This is a genomic window from Pseudomonas gessardii (genome assembly GCF_001983165.1).
GTDB classification, from domain to species: Bacteria; Pseudomonadota; Gammaproteobacteria; order Pseudomonadales; family Pseudomonadaceae; genus Aquipseudomonas; species Aquipseudomonas gessardii.
Genome location: NZ_MNPU01000004.1, coordinates 42,390 through 63,927, shown reverse-complemented (window position 1 = coordinate 63,927; position 21,538 = coordinate 42,390). Strand labels below are relative to the sequence as shown.

The following is a 21,538-nucleotide window of genomic DNA, read 5'->3' as shown; positions in this document are numbered from 1 at the left end:
AACGGCGGAAGGATAGTTGCCTGAAGTTATTGCGCTTTGGTTACAAGGTTATGACGGAGTCAGTGGCGTCCGGTGAAAAGATGGCACTTTGCTTTGATGCACGCGCAGCGTGTACGCGATTGCGCCCGGCATCCTTGGCGCGGTACAGCGCTTCGTCGGCCTGGGCCGCCATCATCAGGCTGTCGGAACCGCCGCACAGCTCGACCACGCCGGCGCTGAAGGTGCACCACAAATCCTGGGGCTGGGCCGGGTAATGGATTTCGGCAAAGCGCCCACGGATTTCGTCGAGCACTTTGCAGGCGGCGTCCAGGTCGGTGTCGGGCATGACAATGGCGAACTCTTCGCCGCCGTAGCGGCCGATGTAGTCGGTCTTGCGCAGGCGCTGCTTGAGAAACAGCGCCAGGCTCTTGATCACGCGGTCGCCCATGGGGTGGCCGTGGCTGTCGTTGACCCGCTTGAAGTGGTCAATGTCGAGCATGGCAAAGCTCAGCGGCTTGTTCTCGCGGCGCGAGCGGAAGCTGCAGTCTTCCAGCAGTTGCAGGATATGGGTGTGGTTGTACAGGCCGGTCAGGCTGTCGCGCACCATCCGCGCCTTGAGATGGCGGGCGCGGGCGGCGCGGTTGCGTACGGTGGTAATCAGGTGGCGCGGCTTGATCGGCTTGGTGAGGAAGTCGTCGCCGCCTTCGCTCATGGCGTCCAGTTGTTTATCCAGGTCGTCCTCGGCCGACAGGTAGATGATCGGCACGCTGACATAGCGGTCATTGTGGCGGATCACCTTGGCCAGCTCGGTGCCGGTGCAGGCCGGCATATACATGTCGAGGATGATCAGGTCGGGCTGGAAGTCCGCCAGTTCGGCCATGGCCTGGATCGGCTCGATCAGGGTGCGGGTGACGATCCCGGCGCTGTTGAGCAGGCGCTCGGTGTGCATGGCCTGGGCGCGGGAGTCGTCGATGATCAGTACTTTATAAGGCTCGTACTGGGCGACGCAGGTCAGCACTTCGATTTTTTCCAGCAGGCTCGAGGCTTCCAGGGTGCCGGTCAAAAACTCCTGGCCACCGGCGCGCACGGCGGCCAGGCGGGTAGGGGTGTCGGTTTCGTGCAGGCTGAAGAACAGCAGCGGCAGTTTCTGTTCCAGGCCTTCCTGGGCTTCGGCGGCCAGCTTCAGGCCCAGCCCGGCGCCGCAGAAGTCCACATCCATCACAATCGCCGCCGGCAGGCGGTCGGCCATGACGTCGCGGAAGGCGGCCACACTGTCCAGGGATTGCGCGCTCAGGCCAAAGAATTCCAACTGCTTGGCCAGGCGTTCGGCGCGGTCGTGATCGGCCAGCATCACGTAGATGGGCTTGCGCATCGGCGGCAGGAACGTCTGGTCCAGTTGGTCGCCCTGGCGCAGGCCGGTGCGCGACAGACGCTGCATCAGGCGGTTGAGGTCGGTGATCAGGTGGCTGCTCAGGCGGCCGCGGTTTTCGTCCACGGCTTTAAGCGACTCGATGATGTGCCGGGCCAGCTGGCCATGCTCGGGTTGTTCAAAACGCTCGGCAAACCGTAGTAGGCGCAGATTGGCCTCGCTGAGTTCGCTCAATTCGGCGTTCGACCATTCGCTGCGCTGCAAACGCTGCCAGATCTCAAGAATTTGACGCGCCTGATGAATTACCCGCTGGGCAAAGTGCTGCTTGAGACGCTCACGGCTTGGGTCTTCTGGCTCGGTCATATCCTGACTACTAGGTAAGGGTGCATGCTGAGGTCGACTGGTGGCTCTATGCTAGCACCTCTTTTCATTCGCACGCGTGTCATACGTCAATTAACTGCACTGTCCAAAGGATTCATTTGCTGACCGTTAGGTCGCGTAGGCGCATCAGCGCCCATCCTTTATAGTTGAGTGCCAGCTTTGCGCCACCTTGATGAAAAGCCCCGCACCGACGGGCACGATGGGGTAGGGTTGTGGTCGTAGCTATTGAACTCAAGTGACTGAAAGGATATCCGCCATGCTGGACTGGAAAAACCGTGCAGGCAGCGCCCCAGGCCCAAGCCCTGCGCCCACGTCGGCCTCCCGCAGCTATTTTCGTAATCTGCTGATGAGCCGGGCCCTGCTGACCCTGGTTGTGATTTACCTGTTGGTCACCGGTGGCCTGGGTTGGTATTGGAGCCAGGAGCCGGCCTTGTTCCCGGTCCAGCAAAACGCACAACTGGCCGCCGAAAAAGACGGCAAGCAAATGGTGATCGGCTTTACCACCGTCGAAACCGTCAAGACCGTGGTGGGCACCCTGCTCAACAAGCCTGGGGGCTACATTTCCAACGACCGCTTCCCGCCTGGGTTGTGGATGGACAACATGCCCAGCTGGGAATATGGCGTGCTGGTGCAGGTGCGTGACCTGACCCGCGCCCTGCGCAAGGACTTCGCCCGCTCGCAATCGCAATCGGCCGAAGATGCCGACCTGGCCAAGGCCGAGCCGCGCTTCAACTTCGATAACAAGAGCTGGGTGCTGCCTTCCAGCGAATCGGAGTACCAGGAAGGCATCAACTCCCTGAACCGCTATCAGGCACGCCTGTCCGACCCCAATCAAAAGGGCGCCCTGTTTTATGCCCGCGCCGACAACCTGAACAATTGGCTGGGCGATGTCGCCACCCGCCTGGGTTCGTTGTCGCAGCGCCTGTCGGCCAGCGTCGGCCGGGTCAAGCTCAACACCGCGCTGAAAACCGAAGCGCTGGCGCCGGGCGAAGTGCCGCAGGTCGATGAAGAAGTGGTGGAAACCCCATGGATGCAGATCGATAACGTGTTCTACGAAGCCCGTGGCCAGGCGTGGGCCCTGTCCCACCTGTTGCGCGCCATCGAAGTCGACTTTGCCGACGTGCTGGCCAAGAAAAACGCCACCGTCAGCGTGCGCCAGATCATTCGTGAGCTGGAGGCCTCCCAGGAAACCCTGTGGAGCCCGATGATCCTCAATGGCAGCGGCTACGGCGTATTGGCCAACCACTCGCTGGTAATGGCCAACTACATCTCCCGTGCCAACGCGGCAGTGATCGACTTGCGTCAACTGCTGAACCAGGGTTGAGCCATGGTCGATAGCGCCAAGGAGGTCGCACACCGCGCGGCTTCGGATGCCGAGCACATTGCCTGGGTCGACGAGCAGGACAACCTGCTCGGCGCCCTGGTGCGTGCCGACCTGCGCGAGCGCGGGCTGATCGGGCGCGGCACCTACATCATGCTGTTCAATTCAAAGGGTGAGCTGTGCGTGCATCGGCGCACCCTGAGCAAAGCCATCTATCCCGGTTACTGGGACGTGGCGGCGGGCGGCATGGTGGCGGCGGGCGAGACCTACGAGCAGTCGGCCGCCCGTGAGCTGGCAGAAGAGTTGGGCGTCAGCGGCGTGGAACTGACCGCCCACGACCACTTCTTTTTCGAGGACACGGGCAACCGGCTCTGGTGCTCGGCGTTCTCGGCGGTCTGGGACGGGCCGCTGCAGCTGCAGCCCGAAGAGGTGCTGGAGGCGCGTTTTATGCCCATCGAGGCGGTGCTGGAGGATATCGAGCAAAAGTCCTATTGCCCTGACTCCCTGGCCGCCTTAAAACGCTATCTGGCGGCGCGTCGCTAAAGTTGCATAAATTGGCGCCATTTGGCTCTTAGCAAGTAGGCTTTTTGCCGTTACACTGCGCGACTTTTCAAGCCGAACCGCCTTGGCGGCTCGGTAGCGCTGCCCCTGCCTGAGTGGGGCTTCGCGGTCGGTGATCCCGTTGACGGGCACTGATCAGTCTTCATCCTCCCAAGAGGATTGCCGGTGGCCAAAAAAGCCGCATCCTTCGCCGCCCTTGGTGGCCTGGTGTTTTCCACCGACGCAGGTCGGCATTGCCCGGACTGTCGCCAGCCCGTGGACGCCTGTACCTGCAAACAGACCCTGATTCCCGAAGGTGACGGTATTGCCCGCGTACGCCGCGAGAGCAAGGGCCGTGGCGGCAAGACGGTGACCACCATCACCGGCGTGCCCCTGGCGGCCGAGCCACTCAAGGAGTTGGCCACCGTGCTGAAAAAGCGCTGTGGCACCGGTGGCGCCCTGAAAGACGGGATCATCGAAATCCAGGGCGACCACGTCGAGTTGCTGTTGGCCGAGTTGATCAAGCTCGGTTACAAGGCGAAGAAGTCCGGCGGCTAGCAGCCTCTGTGAAACCCGCACCGACGAGCGCGCTCGTCGTCTCCATGGTTTCACAGAGCCTGTTCCTGACTGGTGTCTAAACTCTGTCCTGCAAGGGGGGTCTACCTCTCTCACAGGCAAATCGTCATTTTCACTCTTTAGACTGCGCCAGCCTCTGACTTGGGTGGCGCTCTTCGACTTTATATAGGGGACTTCGATGTCCGTACGACGCACACGCAAAGACGATGGCAGCCAATGGACAGTTGCGGACAGCCGCAGTGTTTACGGGATTCGCCATTGGGGGGCCGGGTATTTCGCGATCAATGATGCCGGTCGCGTTGAAGTCCGTCCGAACGGCCCGAACAGTTCGCCCATCGATTTGTACGAGCAAGTGGACGAGCTGCGCAAAAGCGGCCTGTCCCTGCCCCTGCTGGTGCGCTTCCCGGATATCCTGCAAGACCGCGTGCGCCAGCTGACCGGTGCCTTCGACGCGAACATCGAACGCCTGGAATACCAGAGCAAATACACCGCGTTGTACCCGATCAAGGTCAACCAGCAGGAAGCGGTGATCGAGAACATCATCGCCACCCAGGACGTGTCCATCGGCCTGGAGGCCGGCTCCAAGCCTGAGCTGTTGGCTGTGCTGGCCCTGGCGCCGAAAGGCGGCACCATCGTCTGCAACGGTTACAAGGACCGTGAGTTCATCCGCCTGGCGCTGATGGGCCAGAAGCTGGGCCACAACGTGTTTATCGTGATCGAGAAAGAGTCCGAAGTGGGCCTGGTGATCGAAGAAGCCGCCAACCTCAAGGTCAAGCCCCAGGTCGGCCTGCGGGTGCGCCTGTCGTCCCTGGCGTCGAGTAAGTGGGCGGACACCGGTGGCGAGAAGTCCAAGTTCGGCCTGTCGGCAGCGCAGTTGCTGTCGGTGGTCGAGCGCTTCCGCGCTGCGGGCCTGGACCAGGGCATCCGCCTGCTGCACTTTCATATGGGCTCGCAGATCGCCAACCTGGCGGACTACCAGCACGGGTTCAAGGAAGCCATCCGCTACTACGGCGAACTGCGCAGCCTCGGCCTGCCGGTGGACCACATCGACGTCGGCGGCGGCCTGGGCGTGGACTACGACGGCACCCACTCGCGCAACGCCAGTTCGATCAACTACGACATGGATGACTACGCCGGCGTCGTGGTGGGCATGCTCAAGGAATTCTGCGACGCGCAGAACCTGCCGCACCCCAACATCTTCTCCGAAAGCGGCCGCTCCCTGACCGCCCACCACGCCATGCTGGTGGTGCAGGTGACCGACGTCGAGAAACACAACGACGACGTGCCGGTGATCGAGAACAAGGAAAGCCTGCCGGAAACCGTGCAATGGCTGGTCGACCTGCTGGGCCCGACCGACATTGAAATGGTCACCGAAACCTACTGGCGCGCCACCCACTACATGAGCGACGTGGCCGCGCAGTACGCCGACGGCAAGCTGACCCTCGCGGAAAAGGCTCTGGCCGAACAATGCTACTTCGCCGTGTGTCGCCGCCTGCACAACTCGCTCAAGGCCCGCCAGCGCTCGCACCGCCAGGTGCTGGACGAACTCAACGACAAGCTGGCCGACAAGTACATCTGCAACTTCTCGGTCTTCCAGAGCCTGCCGGACACCTGGGCCATCGGCCAGGTCCTGCCGATCCTGCCGCTGCATCGCCTCGACGAAGAGCCGATGCGCCGTGCGGTACTGCAAGACCTGACCTGCGACTCCGACGGCAAGATCAAGCAATACGTCGACGAGCAAAGCATCGAGACCAGCCTGCCGGTGCACGGTTTGAACGAAGGCGAAGACTACCTGCTGGGGATCTTCCTGGTGGGCGCCTACCAGGAAATCCTCGGGGACATGCACAACCTGTTCGGTGACACCGACTCGGTGAACATCTACCAGCGCGCAGACGGTTCGGTGTACAGCGCCGGGATCGAGACCCACGACACCATCGAAGACATGTTGCGCTACGTGCACTTGTCGCCGGAGGAGTTGATGACCCACTACCGCGACAAGTGCGCCAGCGCGAAGATCACAGCGGCGGAGCGTACCCAGTTCCTGGATGCGTTGCGCCTGGGGCTGACGCGTTCGTCTTACCTGTCTTCCTGAGCCACGGGCTTATCCGATGCGCGGCGCTTCATCCACGTCATACCGGTCGCGCAACGGAACGCCCATTTCGGCACGTAGGGCGTTCTCCGTGAGGGGGGCGGGGTTTTTGCTGTTCATCGGGTTGTCAGGGTCGTTTTCAGCATCGAAGTGGGTGGCTGCCGTGGGAAGTCCAACGGCTTGATATTCCCTGTTTTCGACTTGAGCCGGCTCTCCGAACTGGAAGATGGGGATCCCATCTGTACCTATTACATCACCGCTGCCGGGTATTAACGTTCCGGTACCGCCATCGTAGGCATGAGCGAGTTCATGTTGGAACGCGATCTCAGGTGGCGTGGCAAAATCCTTATCAAAAAAAACGGGATTGGCGCCGATCCTGGAGTGAGCCGAAACTGAGCCCGGTTGGTTATTTCTTATAAAGCCAAATTCTGATGGATATGGATCGTTTTGAAGCTCTTTGACCGATAAGTTTTCTACGTGGTCAATATGCGGCTCGTATTCAAAATCACCCTCGGCGACGGTGATGGGCGCGCGCGTGCCGTCGACGAATTGATCCATCTTTTTTAGCATTTCCTGGCCGACGGGGGAGCCTCTTAGGCGATCTACAATGTCTTCCATCTGTTCTATAAATTCGGGTGTGCCTTCTATTTTCAAACCGTTCTTACCGCTCTCGGCATATTCCAAATGGGTGACTTTGGCTGCCATTGGATTGTTGATTTTGTCTTTGGGTTTTGCATAAATTTTATCGTTTTTATTATAGGAGTGAATGGTGTCTTTCCCGTCACCGCTATAGAAAGTAGTCTGGTTATAACCAGAAAGTATGTCATTTCCTCGTCCTCCGTTTAACACAACAGTGCCAGGGCCCGCATGTAGCAGGTCGTTACCCTGGTCGCCATTGAGGTATAGCACTCTATTGTCGGGCCCGGCACCGACATACAGGCGATCGTTGCCTTTGCCGCCGGACATGACCGCATTGCCGCTGCCTGCAATCATGATGTCATCGCCGTCCCCGCCCAATGCGGCGGTATTGCCACGCCCCAGGATGATCTGATCGTCGCCTTTGCCACCCTTTACCGTGGTTGTGTTTCCTTCTGCATGAATTACATCATTGCCGTCTCCGCCGTCGATGTGCAGTTCTATGTTGACACGCTTATCAATGGAAACATGGTCGTTACCGCCTCCGGTCATGATATTCAAGGAGTGCGATTTATTATCTGCCGAGAGCGGAAGCTTGTAGTCTTTTCCGTTGACGGAGGCGACAAGCTTGTTGTTTTGATCCACGCTGATATGAACTTTGTCCGAGCGGTAAGTAGTACTGAGTTGTACTTGGTGACGCGTGTTGAGGGTGTTGGAAAGTGGGTCTCTTTCTTTGATGGGTTTAAACAGTATTTTGACATTGCCATCATCCGCCAACACTTTTTCATAAGGGTTTCTGGGCGCTCCAGCATTGGGGGTGTTGGACAGGGACGTAGTGAGGTGTCCAGGAGTAGGTGTCGAAGTCGCGGATGTTTTAATAAACATGGTTGTTGGCCTACTTGAGAGTGGGGAGTTAACACACTGGTTGTGTGGTTCCCGTCTCTGGAAAGCGCTAAGGCACTTTGTAAGCCATGGTTGCTGATTTTTGCACGCAGGGCCCAGCGTTTTGGACCGTGCTCCTTCAGTTAGCGCCCAGCCACAGCCCCTGCCGATTCAGCCGCCAGGCAATCGCCCACAACGTCAAACTGCGCACTGCCATAAACAGCAGGAACGTTATCCACAGCCCGTGGTTACCCAGCCCCTGCAACGCCCAGGCAAGCGGCAGCATAATCAGCACCGTCAGCAACATGCCGTTGCGCATCTCCCGCGCACGGGTCGCGCCGATAAACAAACCGTCCAACAGATAACTCCACACCGCAATCAACGGCAGTACCGCCAGGTATGGCAGGTAGATATCGGCGGTTTTGCGCACGCTGGGGATATCGGTCTGCATGGCGATAAACAAGTGGCCGGCGAAGGTAAACAACAGCACAAACCCGAGGCTGGCGATCAGCGACCAGCCGCAGGCGACCACCAACGAGCGACGCAAGGCCTGGCGGTCATGGGCGCCAATGGCGTGGCCGCACAACGCTTCCACCGCGTGGGCCAGGCCATCCAGGGCATGGGCGGTCAGCAATAGCCCATTGAGCAGCAGGGCATTGGCGGCGACGGTGGCATCGCCCAGCCGTGCGCCCTGCACGGTGATCATGAAAAGCACCGATTGCAGCGCCAGGCTGCGGATAAAGATGTCGCGGTTGACCGCCAGCAGCGCGCGCCAGCTGTGCCAGACCTTGAGCGCCGCCCAGGCGATGTGCCCGGGGTAGGCGCGCAAGGCTTTTTGCGTGAGGGCCAGGCCAAGCAGGGCGCCGGTCCATTCGGCAATCACCGAGGCCCGCGCCGAGCCGACCACGCCCCAGTCCAGGCCCAGCACAAACCACAGGTTCAGGGCGATATTCACCAGGTTAGTGGTCAACAGAATCGCCAGCGGCGCCCGGGCGTTTTGCGTGCCCAGGAACCAGCCCACCAAGGCATAGGTAGCCAGGGCGGCAGGCAGGCCGAACAGCCGGGTGTGGAAGAATTCGCGGGTCAGTTGATTCAACTCGGCCGAGGGCTGCATCCACTCCAGCGCCAAGTGGCTCAAGGGAATGCCCACCGTGCCCAGCACCATCGCCAACCCCAGCGCCAGCAACAAGCCTTGCAACAGGATTTGCCGCAGCGCCGCGCCATCATTGCGCCCCGCGGCCTGGGCGGCAAAGCCGGTGGTGCCCATGCGCAGAAACCCCATGGCCCAGGCCAGGAAGGTATACAGGCTGGCCCCCACGGCCACGGCGCCCAATTGGTGGGCGTGGGGCAGGTGGCCGATGACCATGCTGTCCACCAGGGCCACCAGCGGCACCGAGATATTCGACAGAATCATCGGCGCGGCCAGGGCCCAGACACGGCGATGGGTGGGGCGGTGGCGCCAGTCGGTGAGTAAGGTGGACATGGGGGCTCCTTGGGGGAGGAGCATTGTACCCATGCATTGGCAGTACAGCAGATTGGATAGGGGGGCTGGCTATGCTGGCTGAAAAACAGCCAGCGTGATTCCAGGCGCAGTCTTGTGAGGGGGCTTGTGCCCCAGCCCTAACCGATGAGTGGGGGCTCTTCTTCCGCGTATCGATCGCGTAGCGGTATGCCCATTTCTTCACGCAGGGCGTTTTCCGTGAACGGCGACGTGTTGGTTGTTGTGGGCGGTGTCGAGGGATCGTTGTCGAAGTCGAAGGGTCGGGTTTTGGTTGGTAGACCGACAGCTTGATACTCTGCGTTCTTCACCCTGAGCTGTGCGCCCTGGAACATGACCGGCTTGCCTTCTTTATCAAAGATCGGCTTATCGCCGGCTATGCCTTTGCCCTCGGCAAAGACGATGGCATGAATTGTTTCATGGTCCATGGCGATTAAGGGGGATGTGTCAAAGGCCTTCGTGAAATGCTCTGGAAGAAAGCCGATTACGCCATCTACGGCTTTTGATCCGGCGACGCCATTTGTTATATGGCCGTATTCAGGCAGAAATTCATGCTCAGGAAGCCGGCTGGCGCGTGGGATCTCTCCAACCGAATTAGATTGGCTGTAAGTGTTCGCCTCAAACAGCGGGGATCTACTTATGGTGACGTGGGTGCCATTTTTTTCGGCAAGGCGGTCCATTTCCTGCAGTACTTTCTGCCCGACCGGCGATCCCCTGAGTTGTTCAAGGTAATCCTCTGTTTGTTCAGTGAACTCTGGAGTGCCTTCTATTTTCAGGCCTTTTTTACCCGCGTTGCTGTTGTATTCAACATGGGTGGTGTTTACCTGTGCGGGTTTGTGGATCGTGTCGGTTTTTTTAGCGTAGATCCGATCCTGAACATCATAGGAATGGACTGTATCCTGGCCCGCGCCGGTATAGAAAGTAGTCTGACGATAACCTACGTGCTTATCGTTGCCGGGGCCGCCGTTCAAGATGGTTTTGCCGGTCCCGGCATAGAGTTCGTCGTTACCCTGGCCGCCATTGAGGTAAACCTGGCGTAGGTTGGTCTTCGGTGCGGGATAGTCGGCGTATAACTTGTCGTTGCCTTTTTGACCCAGCATCGTGGAGTTACCGGTGCCTGCGATCATGATGTCGTCGCCATCTCCGCCCAAGGCAACCATATGGCCGGTGCCCAGGCGTATGTAATCGTTGCCTTTGCCTCCTAATACGCTGCCGGTTCGTCCATTGGCCTCGATATAGTCATCACCGTCGCCACCGTCTATGTGCATTTCGATGTTGATGTTCTTGTCTACGGTAATACGGTCATTACCTCCTTGGGTCTGGATTCTCAGCGAGTGCACATCGTTGTTTGCATTTAGTGGTAGTTTGTAGTCTTTGCCATTTATACGTGCATTGAGTTGTTGGTCTGCCCCTATCGTGATGTTGATAGTGTCAGCCCGATCTGCAGTGGTAATCAGGACTCTGCTGGCATTCGGGACCAGCTTGCCTTGAGGGTCGGTTTTATAATCTGATAGATGTTGGATATTGGCGTTGCCATCATCGACTAAAGGCGTGAGGTAACGTAGGCCTTCTTGTATTTTAGGCGTGTTGGCAGCTGGAGGGGGGGTGGGCGGTGTTGATGGGCTCGGGAGTATATTCATTTACAGATCTACCTTGTTATGAGGGCCACTGTTTAACCTCGCAGGTTTAAAGACTCTGTGGTTTTTAATCCGAAAAAAAGCTGCATGTGTTTGTAACTAATCGAGAGCGAGGAGTTGGTTGTCCGGGATCAGCGAGCGGGTTTATTGGATTTTGAAGGTAGGAGTCGGTAAGCAGGCTCCTACCTTGTTGATCGCGTTTATCCCGGGGGATGCAAGCACTCGATAGAGCGGTCGACCGTGGTCTTGGCGATCTCCAGCAAATGCCACACCGCCAGCACCTTGGCCCGTTCGGCACCGGGCAAGTGTTCACCACAGTCGAGCGCAGTGGCCGAGGCGCTGTTCAGCAGGCTGGCGGTGTAGAGCAGGGAGTCTTCAAAACTCAGTTCTTCGCTGATGGAGTGGAAGCCCTGGGTCGGTAGATAGTGGCTGAGGGCGCGATTGAAGGCGGCGCGGTCGTTGAGCAGGTCGCAGGGTGGGTCGGGGACAATTTTATTCATGGCTTAGCTCCGAATTTGATTCTGAAGCCGAACCTGTCGCGACTAACGAAGGTGGCGGCTGTACGCAGGTTAGTCGACCGGCCAAAATCGGAAACTCCGGCGCACCCGAAGGCGCCCTGCGCACAGCCACCATAAAACTACATGGACCATGCGCCGAATTTGGAGTCGGGCGACTAAACCCGATCACTGATAAGCAGTGACGGATCGCAGACTAGTCACCGATTCCAACAGGCACAAGGCGCCAAGGATTGTCTAGGAAACGTCCTGCAATTTAAAGCGACACGCCTTGCTGGCCCTTTACAAACCATGACCAAATGCCAGCCCGACAAGCCAGCTCCCATAGGGAATTTTCTGCGCTTTTGAGGTGATCGAGAACCAAACCACCCTCCGTCGGTCAATGTGATCGCCACCATAACCCGCTTCACTGGCGCTGATATATAGTTCACCCCTCAGACACCCTTACAACGAGTGCCCCATGCTTAACAAAGGATTGTTCCTGGCCTGTGCGCTGGCCCTGCTGAGCGCCTGCGATTCTTCCGACAAACCAGCAGCTCCCGCGGCCCCTGCGGCAGCGGTGACGGCGCCGGCCAAGGCCGCGGTGGATGTGGCGACGCTCAAGCAGCGTTATGCCGGCCGTGAGTTAAGCGTGGTGGATGTGTCTGAGGTGCAACTGGATGGCGCCAGCACCTTGTCGGTGAGTTTTTCGATCCCTCTGGACCCAGACCAGAAGTTCGCCGACAAGCTGCACCTGGTGGACAGCAAGTCCGGCAAGGTCGATGGGGCTTGGGAGCTTTCCGATAACCTGATGGAGCTGCGCCTGCGCCACCTGGAGCCCCAGCGCAAGTTGGTGCTGACTGTGGACGCCGGCCTGCGCGGCGTCAATGACGCCAAGCTCGCCGCCGAGTACATTGCGCGCCTGGAAACCCGCGACCTGCAAGCCACCGTCGGTTTCGCCAGCCGTGGCACCCTGTTGCCCACCCGCCTGGCCGAAGGTTTGCCGGTGATCGCGCTGAATGTCGACAAGATCGACGTCGAGTTCTTCCGTATCAAGCCCGAATCGCTGCCGGCCTTCCTCGCTCAATGGGGCCGTAACACCAGCCTGCAAAGCTATGAATCCCGCGAACTGCTGCCCATGGCCGACCTGGTGTACGGCGGCCGTTTCGACCTCAATCCTGCGCGCAATACCCGCGAAACCCTGCTGCTGCCCATCGCCGGTCTCAAGCAACTGCAACAGCCGGGCGTGTACCTGGCGGTGATGCGCGCTTCGGGCACCTACAACTATTCGCAACCGGCCACGCTGTTTACCCTCAGTGATATCGGCCTGTCGGTACACCGTTATGCCAACCGCCTGGATGTGTTTACCCAGGCGCTGGAAGGCGGCAAGGCGCTGGATGGCGTCGAGCTGGAAATCCTCGATGCCGAAGGCCGCGTGCTGGGCCAGGGCAAGACCGAGAAGGGCGGCCATGCCGAACTGCCACTGCCGAAAAAGGCCCAGGTGCTGCTGGCCAAGCAGGGCGAGCAAACCAGCCTGTTGCGCCTCGACAGCGCGGCGCTGGACCTGGCCGAGTTCGATATCGGCGGCCAGCCTGCGCACCCGCTGCAATTTTTCGTGTTCGGCCCGCGCGACCTGTACCGCCCGGGCGAAACCGTGCTGCTCAACGCCCTGCTGCGTGACAAGGACGGCAATGCCGTCAAGCCGCAACCGGTGAGTGTCGAAGTGCGCCGCCCGGATGAACAGGTCAGCCGCAAATTTGTATGGGAGGCCGATGCCTCGGGCCTCTATCAATACCCCCTGCAACTGGCCGGCGAAGCGCCGACCGGGCGCTGGCAACTGGTGTTCGACCTGGGTGACGGCAGGCCGCAGCTGTATGAGTTCCTTGTCGAGGACTTCCTGCCCGAGCGCCTGGCCCTGGAGCTCAAGGGCAGCGACACGCCCTTGAGCCCGGCGGACAACGCCGTTATCCAGGTCAACGGCCGCTACCTCTATGGCGCCCCGGCGGCGGGTAATCGCCTGAGCGGGCAAGTGTATGTGCGCCCGCTGCGCGAGGCGGTCAAAGCCCTGCCAGGCTATGAGTTTGGCTCGGTAACGGAAGAAGAACTGAGCCAGGATTTTGAGCTGGACGAAAGCGTGCTCGATGCCCAGGGCCAGGAAAAACTGACCCTGGAAAGCAAGTGGAGCGAGGCCAAGTCGCCATTGCAACTGATCGTGCAGGCCAGCCTGCAAGAGTCCGGCGGGCGCCCGATCACCCGGCGCCTGGTGCAACCGGTCTGGCCGGCCGAGCAACTGCCCGGCCTGCGCGGCCTGTTCGAGGGCAAGGAAACCGATGGCGATGGCCCCGCGGAATTCGAGGTGCTGCTGGCCAACCAGGACGGTCAGAAACTCGCGGCCGACAACCTCAAGGTGCGCCTGATCCGCGAGCGCCGCGACTACTACTGGAACTACTCGGACAACGACGGCTGGAGCTATCACTACAACGAGAAATTCCTCAACCTCGATGAGCAGACTGTCAACATCAAGGCCGGCGACACGGCCAAGGTCAGCTTCCAGGTGGAGTGGGGCCCGTACCGCGTTGAAGTCGAAGACCCGCAGACCGGGCTGATCAGCAGCAAGCGTTTCTGGGCCGGCTACCAGGCTCAGGACAACACCGAAGGCGGCGCCGTGCGCCCGGACCAGGTCAAGCTGGCGCTGGACAAACCGGCGTATGGCGATGGCGACACGGCCAACGTCACCGTCACCCCACCGGCGGCCGGTAAAGGCTACCTATTGGTGGAGTCCAGCGAAGGCCCGTTGTGGTGGCAAGAGATCGAGGTGCCGGCCGAAGGCAAGAGCTTTGCGGTGAAGCTCGACCCGAAATGGTCGCGCCATGATCTGTATGTGAGTGCTCTGGTGATCCGTCCCGGCGAGCGCAAGGCCAATATCACCCCCAAACGCGCAGTGGGCTTGCTGCATCTGCCGTTGGACCGTACTCAGCGCAAGCTGGGCCTGACCCTGACGGCGCCGGAAAAAATGCGCCCCAAGCAGCCACTGACGGTCAAGGTCGCGGCAAAAAATGCCGATGGCAGCGTGCCCAAACAGGTGCATGTGCTGGTGGCGGCGGTGGACGTGGGCATCCTCAACATCACCGAATACCCGACGCCGGATCCGTATGCCAGCCTGTTCGGTCGCAAGGCCTACGGGGTGGACCAGTTCGATATCTACGGGCAGTTGATCGAAGCCGGCCAGGGGCGCCTGGCCAGCCTGGCCTTTGGCGGTGACGCGGCGCTGGCCAAGGGCGGCAAGCGCCCGGACACCAGCGTCACCATCGTCGCCCTGCAAAGCGCGCCGGTGACCTTGAACGACCAGGGCGAGGGCGAAGTCAGCGTGAATATCCCCGACTTCAACGGCGAGTTGCGCCTGATGGCCCAGGCCTGGAGCGATGACCGCTACGGCATGGCCGAAGCCAAGACCGTGATCGCCGCGCCGTTGATTGCCGAGCTGTCGGCCCCGCGCTTCCTCGCGGGCGGCGACCAGACGCGCCTGGCGCTGGACCTGTCCAACCTGTCGGGCAAGGCACAGAAGTTGGATGTGCAACTGACTGCCGAAGGGCAGTTGACCCTGCTGGGCGAGCCATCGCAAAGTGTGCAACTGACCCAGGGCCAGCGCACCACCTTGCAGATTCCGGTGCGCGCACTGGGCGGTTTTGGCCAGGGCAAGCTCAAGGTCACGGTCAATGGCCTGGACCTGCCGGGCGAGAACCTGCCGGCGTTTACCCGCGAATGGACATTGGGCGTGCGCCCGGCTTATCCGGCGCTGCTCAAGCAATACCGCGCGGTGCTCAAGGACGAGGCCTGGAGCCTGCCGGACAGCGAGCTGGCCCTGTTTGAACCGGCCGGGCGTGAGGCGCTGTTGAGCCTATCGAGCCGCCCGCCGTTGAACCTGGGCGAGCAGATTCGTGCGCTCAAGGCCTACCCGTATGGCTGCCTGGAACAAACGGCCAGCGGCCTGTACCCATCCCTTTATGCCGATGCCGCCGTACTGACGCGCCTGGGCCTGACCGGCGAGCCGGATGCCGAGCGCAAGCGCAAGATCGAACTGGGTATCGAGCGCCTGCTGGGTATGCAGCGCTATAACGGCAGCTTTGGCTTGTGGGGCGCGGATGGCGATGAGGAATACTGGCTGACGGCCTATGTCACCGACTTCCTGCTACGCGCCCGCGACCAGGGTTTTGCCGTACCGCCCGAGGCGCTGAAAAAGGCCAGCGAACGCCTGCTGCGTTATGTGCAGGAGCGCAACCTGATCGAGGTCGACTACAGCGACAATGCCGACCACACGCGTTTTGCCGTACAGGCCTATGCCGGCCTGGTGCTGGCGCGCACCCAACAGGCCCCGCTGGGCGCGTTGCGCAGCCTGTTTGAACGCCGCAGCGATGCGCGTTCCGGCCTGCCCCTGGTGCAGTTGGCGATTGCCTTGCAGAAGATGGGCGACCAGCCACGTGCCGACCAGGCATCGCTGGCCGGTCTGGCGGTGCGCCGCAAGGCCAATGAATGGCTGGCCGACTACGGCAGCCCGCTGCGCGACCAGGCGATGATCCTGGCCCTGCTGGAAGAAAACGACCTGGCCAAGGGCAAGCGTGAAGAGCGCCTGTTCGAGCTGTCGGACCAGATGGCGGCCAGCCCATGGCTGTCGACCCAGGAGCGCAACTCGCTGTTCCTCGCCGGGCGTGGCTTGCTGGGCAAGCCGGAAACCAACTGGACTGCGCAACTGCACAGCGGCGGCGAAACCCGTGAGCTGAACAATGGCCAGTCCGGCCTGAAGCTGGAAGGTCCGTTGCTGGCTTCACCGCTGACCCTGCGCAACCCGGGCAGCGAGCCGATCTACCAGCAATTGAGTATCTCCGGTTATCCACAGCACGCCCCGGTAGCGGGTGGCGAAAACCTGAGCATTCGCCGCGAGTACCTGGGGATGAATGGCCAGCCGCTGAACCTGCAAAGCCTACGCAGCGGCGACCTGGTGCTGGTGCACATTGCCGTCAGCGCCAACAAGCAACGGGTGCCGGATGCCCTGGTGGTGGACCTGTTGCCGGCCGGCCTGGAGCTGGAAAACCAGAACCTGGGGCAAAGCGCCGCCAGCCTGGAAAACGCCAGCAGCCAGGTCAAGGAATGGCGCGAGTCGATGCAAAATGCGTCGATCAAGCATCAGGAATACCGCGATGATCGTTATGTGGCCGCGCTGAACCTGGATGGTTACGGCACCACGCACCTGCTGTACCTGGCCCGCGCGGTCACGCCGGGGACCTATCGCGTACCGCCGCCGCAAGTGGAGTCGATGTACCGGCCGAACTGGCAGGCAGTGGGGGAGACCCCGGCCGATATGGTGATCAAGGGCCGTTAAGCCCAACCCCTATAGGAACTGGCGGTAGATTTATGTGGGAGCGGGCTTGCCCGCGATAGCGATCTTTCAGCCCATACATTCGGTGGCTGATACACCGTTATCGCGAGCAAGTCGCACCGCTGCTCCCACACAAGCCCGCTCCCACAGGGTCTGTACTTAATGCACAACCCAACTGAGCAGCCACAACCCCAGCATCAACCAGATAATCCCCATGATGATCGAGGCCCGCATAAACGCCCGGACTGCCGAATACAGCAGCATCAGGCCAATGATCAGGGTGATGATGCTGACGATCGAGGTATCCATGCCCAGGGTGCGCGACAGGCCATCGATAAAGTTGCCACCGGCATGGGTCAGGGCGCCGAACAAGCCACTGAGCCCGTCGACGATAAAGCGGATGATCGAACCGAGCGCCTGGCCCAGCCATTCAAAAAAGCTTTCTACCTGCATATGAGTTTCCTGATGAAAGGGTGGGCGTATCTGCCGGACCTGAGCCTTTGGTCGCCAATCCCCTGGGCGAGTTCCCTAGAAGCATAGAGGTTTGCCCGTTTGAATTTGCGAATAGTTGCACGCGCTACCCTGGGTAGCCTGTTGGTGGTGATCGCCCTGCTGTGGCTGGCCGACCGCCTTTGGCCCCTGCCGCTGCCCAAGGACGACCTGGCCCGTGTGGTGCTGGCTGAAGACGGCACGCCCCTGTGGCGCTTCGCCGATGCCAACGGCGTATGGCGTTACCCGGTGGCCACCGGCGAAGTCTCGCCGTATTACCTCGATGCGCTGCTGACCTACGAAGACCGTTGGTTCTACCAGCACCCCGGCGTCAATCCGCTGGCCCTGGTGCGGGCGACCTGGCAGAACCTCACCGGTGCACGGGTGGTGTCGGGCGGCAGCACCTTGTCGATGCAGGTGGCGCGCTTGCTCGACCCCCATTCGCGCACCTTGCCGGGCAAGTTTCGCCAGCTGTGGCGCACGGCGCAGTTGGAGTGGCACCTGTCCAAGGACCAGATCCTCAACCTGTACCTCAATCGCGCACCGTTCGGCGGCACGTTGCAGGGCGTGGCGGCGGCCAGTTGGGCGTACCTGGGCAAGTCGCCGCAGCAACTGACCCACGCCGAAGCCGCCTTGCTCGCAGTGCTGCCCCAGGCGCCGAGCCGTCTGCGCCCGGACCGCCACCCGCAGCGCGCCCAGGAGGCCCGGGACAAAGTGCTGCGGCGCCTGGCCGAGTTCCAGGTGTGGCCGCAATCGGCGGTCGATGAAGCCCTGGAAGAACCCCTGTTGCTGGCGCCGCGCCTGGAGCCCAGCCTGGCGCCGCTGCTGGCGCGCCGCCTGAACCGCCCTGACAGCCCGCCACTGATTCGCACCACTCTCGACGCGACCCTGCAACGCCGTCTCGAAGACCTGCTGTTGGGTTGGCGTGCGCGGCTGCCGGAGCACACTTCGGCAGCGATCCTGGTGGTTGAGGAAGAAAGCATGGCCGTGCGCGCCTACCTGGGCTCGGTGGATATCAACGACGCACGGCGCTTTGGCCATGTGGATATGATCAGCGCCCTGCGCTCGCCGGGCTCGACCCTCAAGCCCTTCCTGTATGGCATGGCTTTGGACGCGGGGCTGATTCACTCCGAATCGCTGCTGCAGGACGTGCCACGGCGCTATGGCGATTACCGGCCGGGCAACTTCTCCATGGGTTTTACCGGCGCGGTGCCGGCCAGTACGGCGCTGTCCAGTTCGCTGAACCTGCCGGCGGTGCAGTTGCTGGAAGCCTACGGGCCCAAGCGCTTTGCCGGAGAAATGCGCATCGGCGGCATGCCCCTGGCGCTACCGGCGCTGGCTGAGCCGAACCTGGCATTGATCCTGGGCGGCGCCGGCAGCCGCCTGGAAGACCTGGTGGGCGGCTACAGCGCGTTGGCCCGCGACGGCAAGAGCGCGGCCATTCGTTTGCAGCCCGATGATGTGCTCAAGGAGCGCCCTCTGTTATCGCCAGGCTCGGCGTGGATTGTGCGACGCATCCTCAGTGGCCAGGCGCGGCCAGACCGCGATCCCCGGGCCGAGCTGGTGCAGCGCCCGGTGTTGGCCTGGAAGACCGGCACCAGCTACGGCTTTCGCGATGCCTGGGCCATTGGGGTCGGGCCGCGCTATTTGATTGGTGTGTGGATCGGCCGCCCGGACGGCACCCCGGTGCCCGGCCAGTTCGGCCTGGCGTCGGCGGCGCCGTTGATGCTGCAAGTGCACGATGTATTGACCAACCGCGACAGCCAGCGCGGCATTACCGCGCCGGTTAAAGCGGTGCCGATGAATGTCGGCGTGGCGGCGATCTGTTGGCCCCTGGGCCAGCCCATGAGCCGCAGCGACCCCAATTGCCGGCGCCAGCGGTTTGCCTGGACGCTGGACAGCACCACGCCGCCGACCTTGCAGGCCCTGGATCAGCCCTTGGGTGTCGGCTTGATGGAAACCGTGTGGGTCAATGCCAAGGGTTTGCGCGTGGCGGCCAGTTGCCCGGGCGCGGTCTCACGGGACATTGCCCTGTGGCCGGCGCCGCTGGAGCCGTGGTTGCCGAGGATCGAGCGGCGTGACGCGCGTATCCCGGCGCCAGACCCGGATTGCCCGCCCCCGGCGCTGGCAGCGGCGTCGCCGTTGTCGGTGGTGGGCGTGCGTGAGGGCGACCAGCTGCGCTTGCCGGCGGGTAGCCAGCAGCAACTGCGCTTGAAGCTATCGGCGTTGGGCGGCAGTGGGCGGCGCTGGTGGTTCCTCAATGGCGCGCCGCTGGGCGACAGTGCCAACCAGGACAGTATCAATGCCAGCCTGGAGCAGTTGGGGCGCTATCAACTGAGTGTGCTCGATGAGGCGGGGCAGACGGCCAGGGTTGAGTTCAGCGTGGTCGATTAGACCGCCATCGCAGGCCAGCCAGCTCCCCCATGTTGATTTGTAAACACCGCCAAATGTGGGAGCTGGCTTGCCTGCGATAGCGCCCTGACAAGCGCCGTAAATTTATTTGCCATCCCCGCCTTTGAGCCCGAAGCTATACCCCTTCAGGAGCGCCCCATGAATCTCGAACACCTTACCGAACGCATGCATCGCATCCGCGATAACAACGACTGGAAACAATTCCACAGCCCGAAAAACCTGGCCATGGCCGCCAGCGTCGAAATGGCCGAGCTGGTGGAGATCTTCCAGTGGCTGAGTGAAGACCAGTCGCGCCAGTTACCCGCCGACCAACTCGCCCATGCCGGCCAGGAAGTGGGCGACATCGTGCTCTACTTGCTGCTGTTGTGCGGCGAACTGGGCCTGGACATGAACCAGGTGGTCAGCGCCAAGCTGGCCGACAATGAGCGGCGGTTTAGCCATGAGTGATCGTCATTTCGACCAGTTGGCCACGCGCTTTGCCGAGAAGATCTACGGTGGCGCCAAGGGCGCGATCCGTCTGGCAGTGTTGCAGGCCGACCTGGCCGAGGCTTTGCCGGCGCGGCCGTTGCGCGTGCTGGATATCGGCGCAGGCCTGGGCCATATGTCGTTGTGGCTGGCCGAGCGCGGGCATCAGGTGACCTTGGCCGAGCCCGCCGAGCCGATGCTGGAGGGCGCTCGCCAGCGGTTCGCCGAGGCGGGGCAGCGTGCAACGTTCATCCAGGCGCCGTGGCAGGACCTGCTGGGCCAGCTCACCGAGCCCTACGACCTGGTGCTGTGCCACGCCGTGCTGGAATGGCTGGCCGAGCCCCACGCGATCCTGCCGGTGCTGCACCAGTTGACGGCGCCGGGGGGCTGGTTGTCCCTGGCGTTCTACAACCGGGATGCGCTGATTTACCGCAACTTGCTCAAGGGGCACTTTCGCAAGATGCGCAAGAACGACATGGCCGGCGAAAAACACAGCCTGACCCCGCAACAGCCCCTGGACCCACGGGAGCTGGCGGCGCAACTTGAAGGCCTGTGGCAGGTCGAAAGCCAGAGCGGGGTGCGGGTGTTCCACGACTATATGCCGATGGAATTCCAGGCCCGTACCCATTTGCAGGACGTGTTGGAGATGGAACTCGCTCACCGTCGTCACCCAAGCTTTGCCGGACTTGGGCGTTATTTGCACTGGATCTGCCGTCCGGTTTAAGCGGCCCAGTCTGCGGAGATCGAAATGAAGCGCTGTGCATTGATCCTGCTGTGCCTGGGGCTGGGCGCCTGCTCCAGCCACAACCCGTATGTGGCGGCGTCCAAACCCATGCCGCCGGCGCCTGCCCAGGCGGCCAACACCTTTGACGCCAGCGCCTATCCGGCGCCGGTGCGCGACTATGGCGCCTACCGCAATTGGGCCTGGCGCAACGGCCAGTTGCCGGCGGGCTCGGCCTGGGCAGATCCTGCGCAGATCGCCGAAGCCGTCAGTGGCGCCCTCGATCAGCGCGGCCTGCGCCCGGTGCATGGCCCGCGCGCGCCGGACTTGCTGGTCAGCGCCGATGTGCATCTGGAGAAACGCCTGCGCCAGGTACAGGACGATTATGGCTATGGCTACGGTGGCTACAACCGCTATGGCAACGGCTACGGCATGTACAACTCGGTGCCGATCGTGCGCACCTATGAAGTGCAGGTCGTGGTGGTGCGCGTCAACCTGTTCGACGCTCGCACGGGCCAGCCGGTATGGAGCGCCAGCGCCGAAACGGGCAGCCAGGGCAGCCTGAGTGAACGCGGCGATGCCTTGCGCCAGGCTGTGCAGAAGGCCATGACGGCGTATCCTCCGAGTTAACAGCTATTCTCATCTCAGATTGGGTTTGCCCTTTGGAGAACTACC

Annotated in this window: 15 protein-coding genes; 9 read left to right on the top strand and 6 right to left on the bottom strand. The window is 61.6% G+C overall.

All coding sequences use genetic code 11. The features are described from left to right. Positions 1 to 40: 40 nt before the first annotated feature. Positions 41 to 1,711: a response regulator gene (locus tag BLL38_RS04695; protein ID WP_076961497.1), complete on the bottom strand. Its 1,671-nt coding sequence runs from the start codon at positions 1,709 to 1,711 to the stop codon at positions 41 to 43. 274 nt (positions 1,712 to 1,985) lie between these two features. On the opposite strand from BLL38_RS04695, the gene BLL38_RS04690 reads away from it, so the two are divergent. The 4 genes from BLL38_RS04690 to speA all read left to right on the top strand — a co-directional run bounded on the left by BLL38_RS04690 (position 1,986) and on the right by speA (position 6,258). After that, positions 1,986 to 3,053 (top strand): DUF2333 family protein, encoded by a 1,068-nt coding sequence (locus BLL38_RS04690; RefSeq protein ID WP_076961496.1) that lies wholly within the window; start codon positions 1,986 to 1,988, stop codon positions 3,051 to 3,053. 3 nt (positions 3,054 to 3,056) lie between these two features. Beyond that, a complete protein-coding gene (locus BLL38_RS04685; RefSeq protein ID WP_076961495.1) occupies positions 3,057 to 3,593 on the top strand; it encodes an NUDIX hydrolase in 537 nt (178 codons plus the stop codon). Between the two features lie 183 nt (positions 3,594 to 3,776). Next, positions 3,777 to 4,148, top strand: coding sequence for a translation initiation factor Sui1 (locus BLL38_RS04680; RefSeq protein WP_029297635.1), 372 nt, complete (start codon positions 3,777 to 3,779; stop codon positions 4,146 to 4,148). A 196-nt stretch (positions 4,149 to 4,344) separates the two neighbouring features. After that, positions 4,345 to 6,258, top strand: coding sequence for an arginine decarboxylase (gene speA / locus BLL38_RS04675; protein WP_076961494.1), 1,914 nt, complete (start codon positions 4,345 to 4,347; stop codon positions 6,256 to 6,258). A 9-nt stretch (positions 6,259 to 6,267) separates the two neighbouring features. On the opposite strand, the gene BLL38_RS04670 is transcribed toward speA, so the two are convergent. The 4 genes from BLL38_RS04670 to BLL38_RS04655 form a co-directional block, all read right to left on the bottom strand. Then, a complete protein-coding gene (locus BLL38_RS04670) occupies positions 6,268 to 7,776 on the bottom strand; it encodes a M91 family zinc metallopeptidase (protein ID WP_083743033.1) in 1,509 nt (502 codons plus the stop codon). Between the two features lie 136 nt (positions 7,777 to 7,912). Continuing rightward, on the bottom strand, positions 7,913 to 9,256 hold the full coding sequence (locus BLL38_RS04665) for an MATE family efflux transporter (RefSeq protein ID WP_076961492.1): 1,344 nt from the start codon (positions 9,254 to 9,256) through the stop codon (positions 7,913 to 7,915). A 137-nt stretch (positions 9,257 to 9,393) separates the two neighbouring features. Beyond that, the gene (locus tag BLL38_RS04660) at positions 9,394 to 10,911 is read right to left on the bottom strand and encodes a M91 family zinc metallopeptidase (protein WP_083743032.1); all 1,518 of its coding nucleotides are present in this window, start codon (positions 10,909 to 10,911) and stop codon (positions 9,394 to 9,396) included. 197 nt (positions 10,912 to 11,108) lie between these two features. Next, complete coding sequence (locus BLL38_RS04655; protein ID WP_076961491.1) at positions 11,109 to 11,408, bottom strand: DUF6124 family protein; 300 nt, start codon at positions 11,406 to 11,408, stop codon at positions 11,109 to 11,111. A gap of 475 nt (positions 11,409 to 11,883) precedes the next feature. On the opposite strand from BLL38_RS04655, the gene BLL38_RS04650 reads away from it, so the two are divergent. Next, a complete protein-coding gene (locus BLL38_RS04650) occupies positions 11,884 to 16,779 on the top strand; it encodes an alpha-2-macroglobulin family protein (RefSeq protein ID WP_076961490.1) in 4,896 nt (1,631 codons plus the stop codon). Positions 16,780 to 16,935: 156 nt separating this feature from the next. On the opposite strand, the gene BLL38_RS04645 is transcribed toward BLL38_RS04650, so the two are convergent. Beyond that, positions 16,936 to 17,229, bottom strand: a complete 294-nt coding sequence (locus tag BLL38_RS04645) for a hypothetical protein (RefSeq protein ID WP_076961489.1) — start codon at positions 17,227 to 17,229, stop codon at positions 16,936 to 16,938. Positions 17,230 to 17,328: 99 nt separating this feature from the next. On the opposite strand from BLL38_RS04645, the gene pbpC reads away from it, so the two are divergent. From pbpC to BLL38_RS04625, 4 genes are all read left to right on the top strand, one after another. Beyond that, entirely contained in the window at positions 17,329 to 19,659 is a 2,331-nt protein-coding gene (gene pbpC / locus BLL38_RS04640) for a peptidoglycan glycosyltransferase PbpC (protein ID WP_076961488.1), read from the top strand. A gap of 156 nt (positions 19,660 to 19,815) precedes the next feature. Next, complete coding sequence (locus tag BLL38_RS04635; RefSeq protein WP_076961487.1) at positions 19,816 to 20,124, top strand: MazG-like family protein; 309 nt, start codon at positions 19,816 to 19,818, stop codon at positions 20,122 to 20,124. Then, complete coding sequence (locus BLL38_RS04630) at positions 20,117 to 20,866, top strand: methyltransferase (protein WP_076961486.1); 750 nt, start codon at positions 20,117 to 20,119, stop codon at positions 20,864 to 20,866. Before BLL38_RS04635 ends, BLL38_RS04630 begins: the two co-directional genes overlap by 8 nt. 24 nt (positions 20,867 to 20,890) lie before the next feature. Further along, positions 20,891 to 21,493, top strand: a complete 603-nt coding sequence (locus tag BLL38_RS04625; protein WP_076961485.1) for a DUF4136 domain-containing protein — start codon at positions 20,891 to 20,893, stop codon at positions 21,491 to 21,493. The last annotated feature ends 45 nt before the right edge of the window (positions 21,494 to 21,538 follow it).

Coding starts and splice junctions, on each gene's coding strand:
- BLL38_RS04690 (WP_076961496.1), top strand. CDS start 1,986: ATGCTGGACTGGAAAAACCGTGCAGGCAGCGCCCCAGGCCCAAGCCCT.
- BLL38_RS04685 (WP_076961495.1), top strand. CDS start 3,057: ATGGTCGATAGCGCCAAGGAGGTCGCACACCGCGCGGCTTCGGATGCC.
- BLL38_RS04660 (WP_083743032.1), bottom strand. CDS start 10,911: ATGAATATACTCCCGAGCCCATCAACACCGCCCACCCCCCCTCCAGCT.
- BLL38_RS04695 (WP_076961497.1), bottom strand. CDS start 1,711: ATGACCGAGCCAGAAGACCCAAGCCGTGAGCGTCTCAAGCAGCACTTT.
- BLL38_RS04630 (WP_076961486.1), top strand. CDS start 20,117: ATGAGTGATCGTCATTTCGACCAGTTGGCCACGCGCTTTGCCGAGAAG.
- speA (WP_076961494.1), top strand. CDS start 4,345: ATGTCCGTACGACGCACACGCAAAGACGATGGCAGCCAATGGACAGTT.
- BLL38_RS04655 (WP_076961491.1), bottom strand. CDS start 11,408: ATGAATAAAATTGTCCCCGACCCACCCTGCGACCTGCTCAACGACCGC.
- BLL38_RS04645 (WP_076961489.1), bottom strand. CDS start 17,229: ATGCAGGTAGAAAGCTTTTTTGAATGGCTGGGCCAGGCGCTCGGTTCG.
- BLL38_RS04665 (WP_076961492.1), bottom strand. CDS start 9,256: ATGTCCACCTTACTCACCGACTGGCGCCACCGCCCCACCCATCGCCGT.
- BLL38_RS04670 (WP_083743033.1), bottom strand. CDS start 7,776: ATGTTTATTAAAACATCCGCGACTTCGACACCTACTCCTGGACACCTC.
- BLL38_RS04650 (WP_076961490.1), top strand. CDS start 11,884: ATGCTTAACAAAGGATTGTTCCTGGCCTGTGCGCTGGCCCTGCTGAGC.
- BLL38_RS04635 (WP_076961487.1), top strand. CDS start 19,816: ATGAATCTCGAACACCTTACCGAACGCATGCATCGCATCCGCGATAAC.
- BLL38_RS04625 (WP_076961485.1), top strand. CDS start 20,891: ATGAAGCGCTGTGCATTGATCCTGCTGTGCCTGGGGCTGGGCGCCTGC.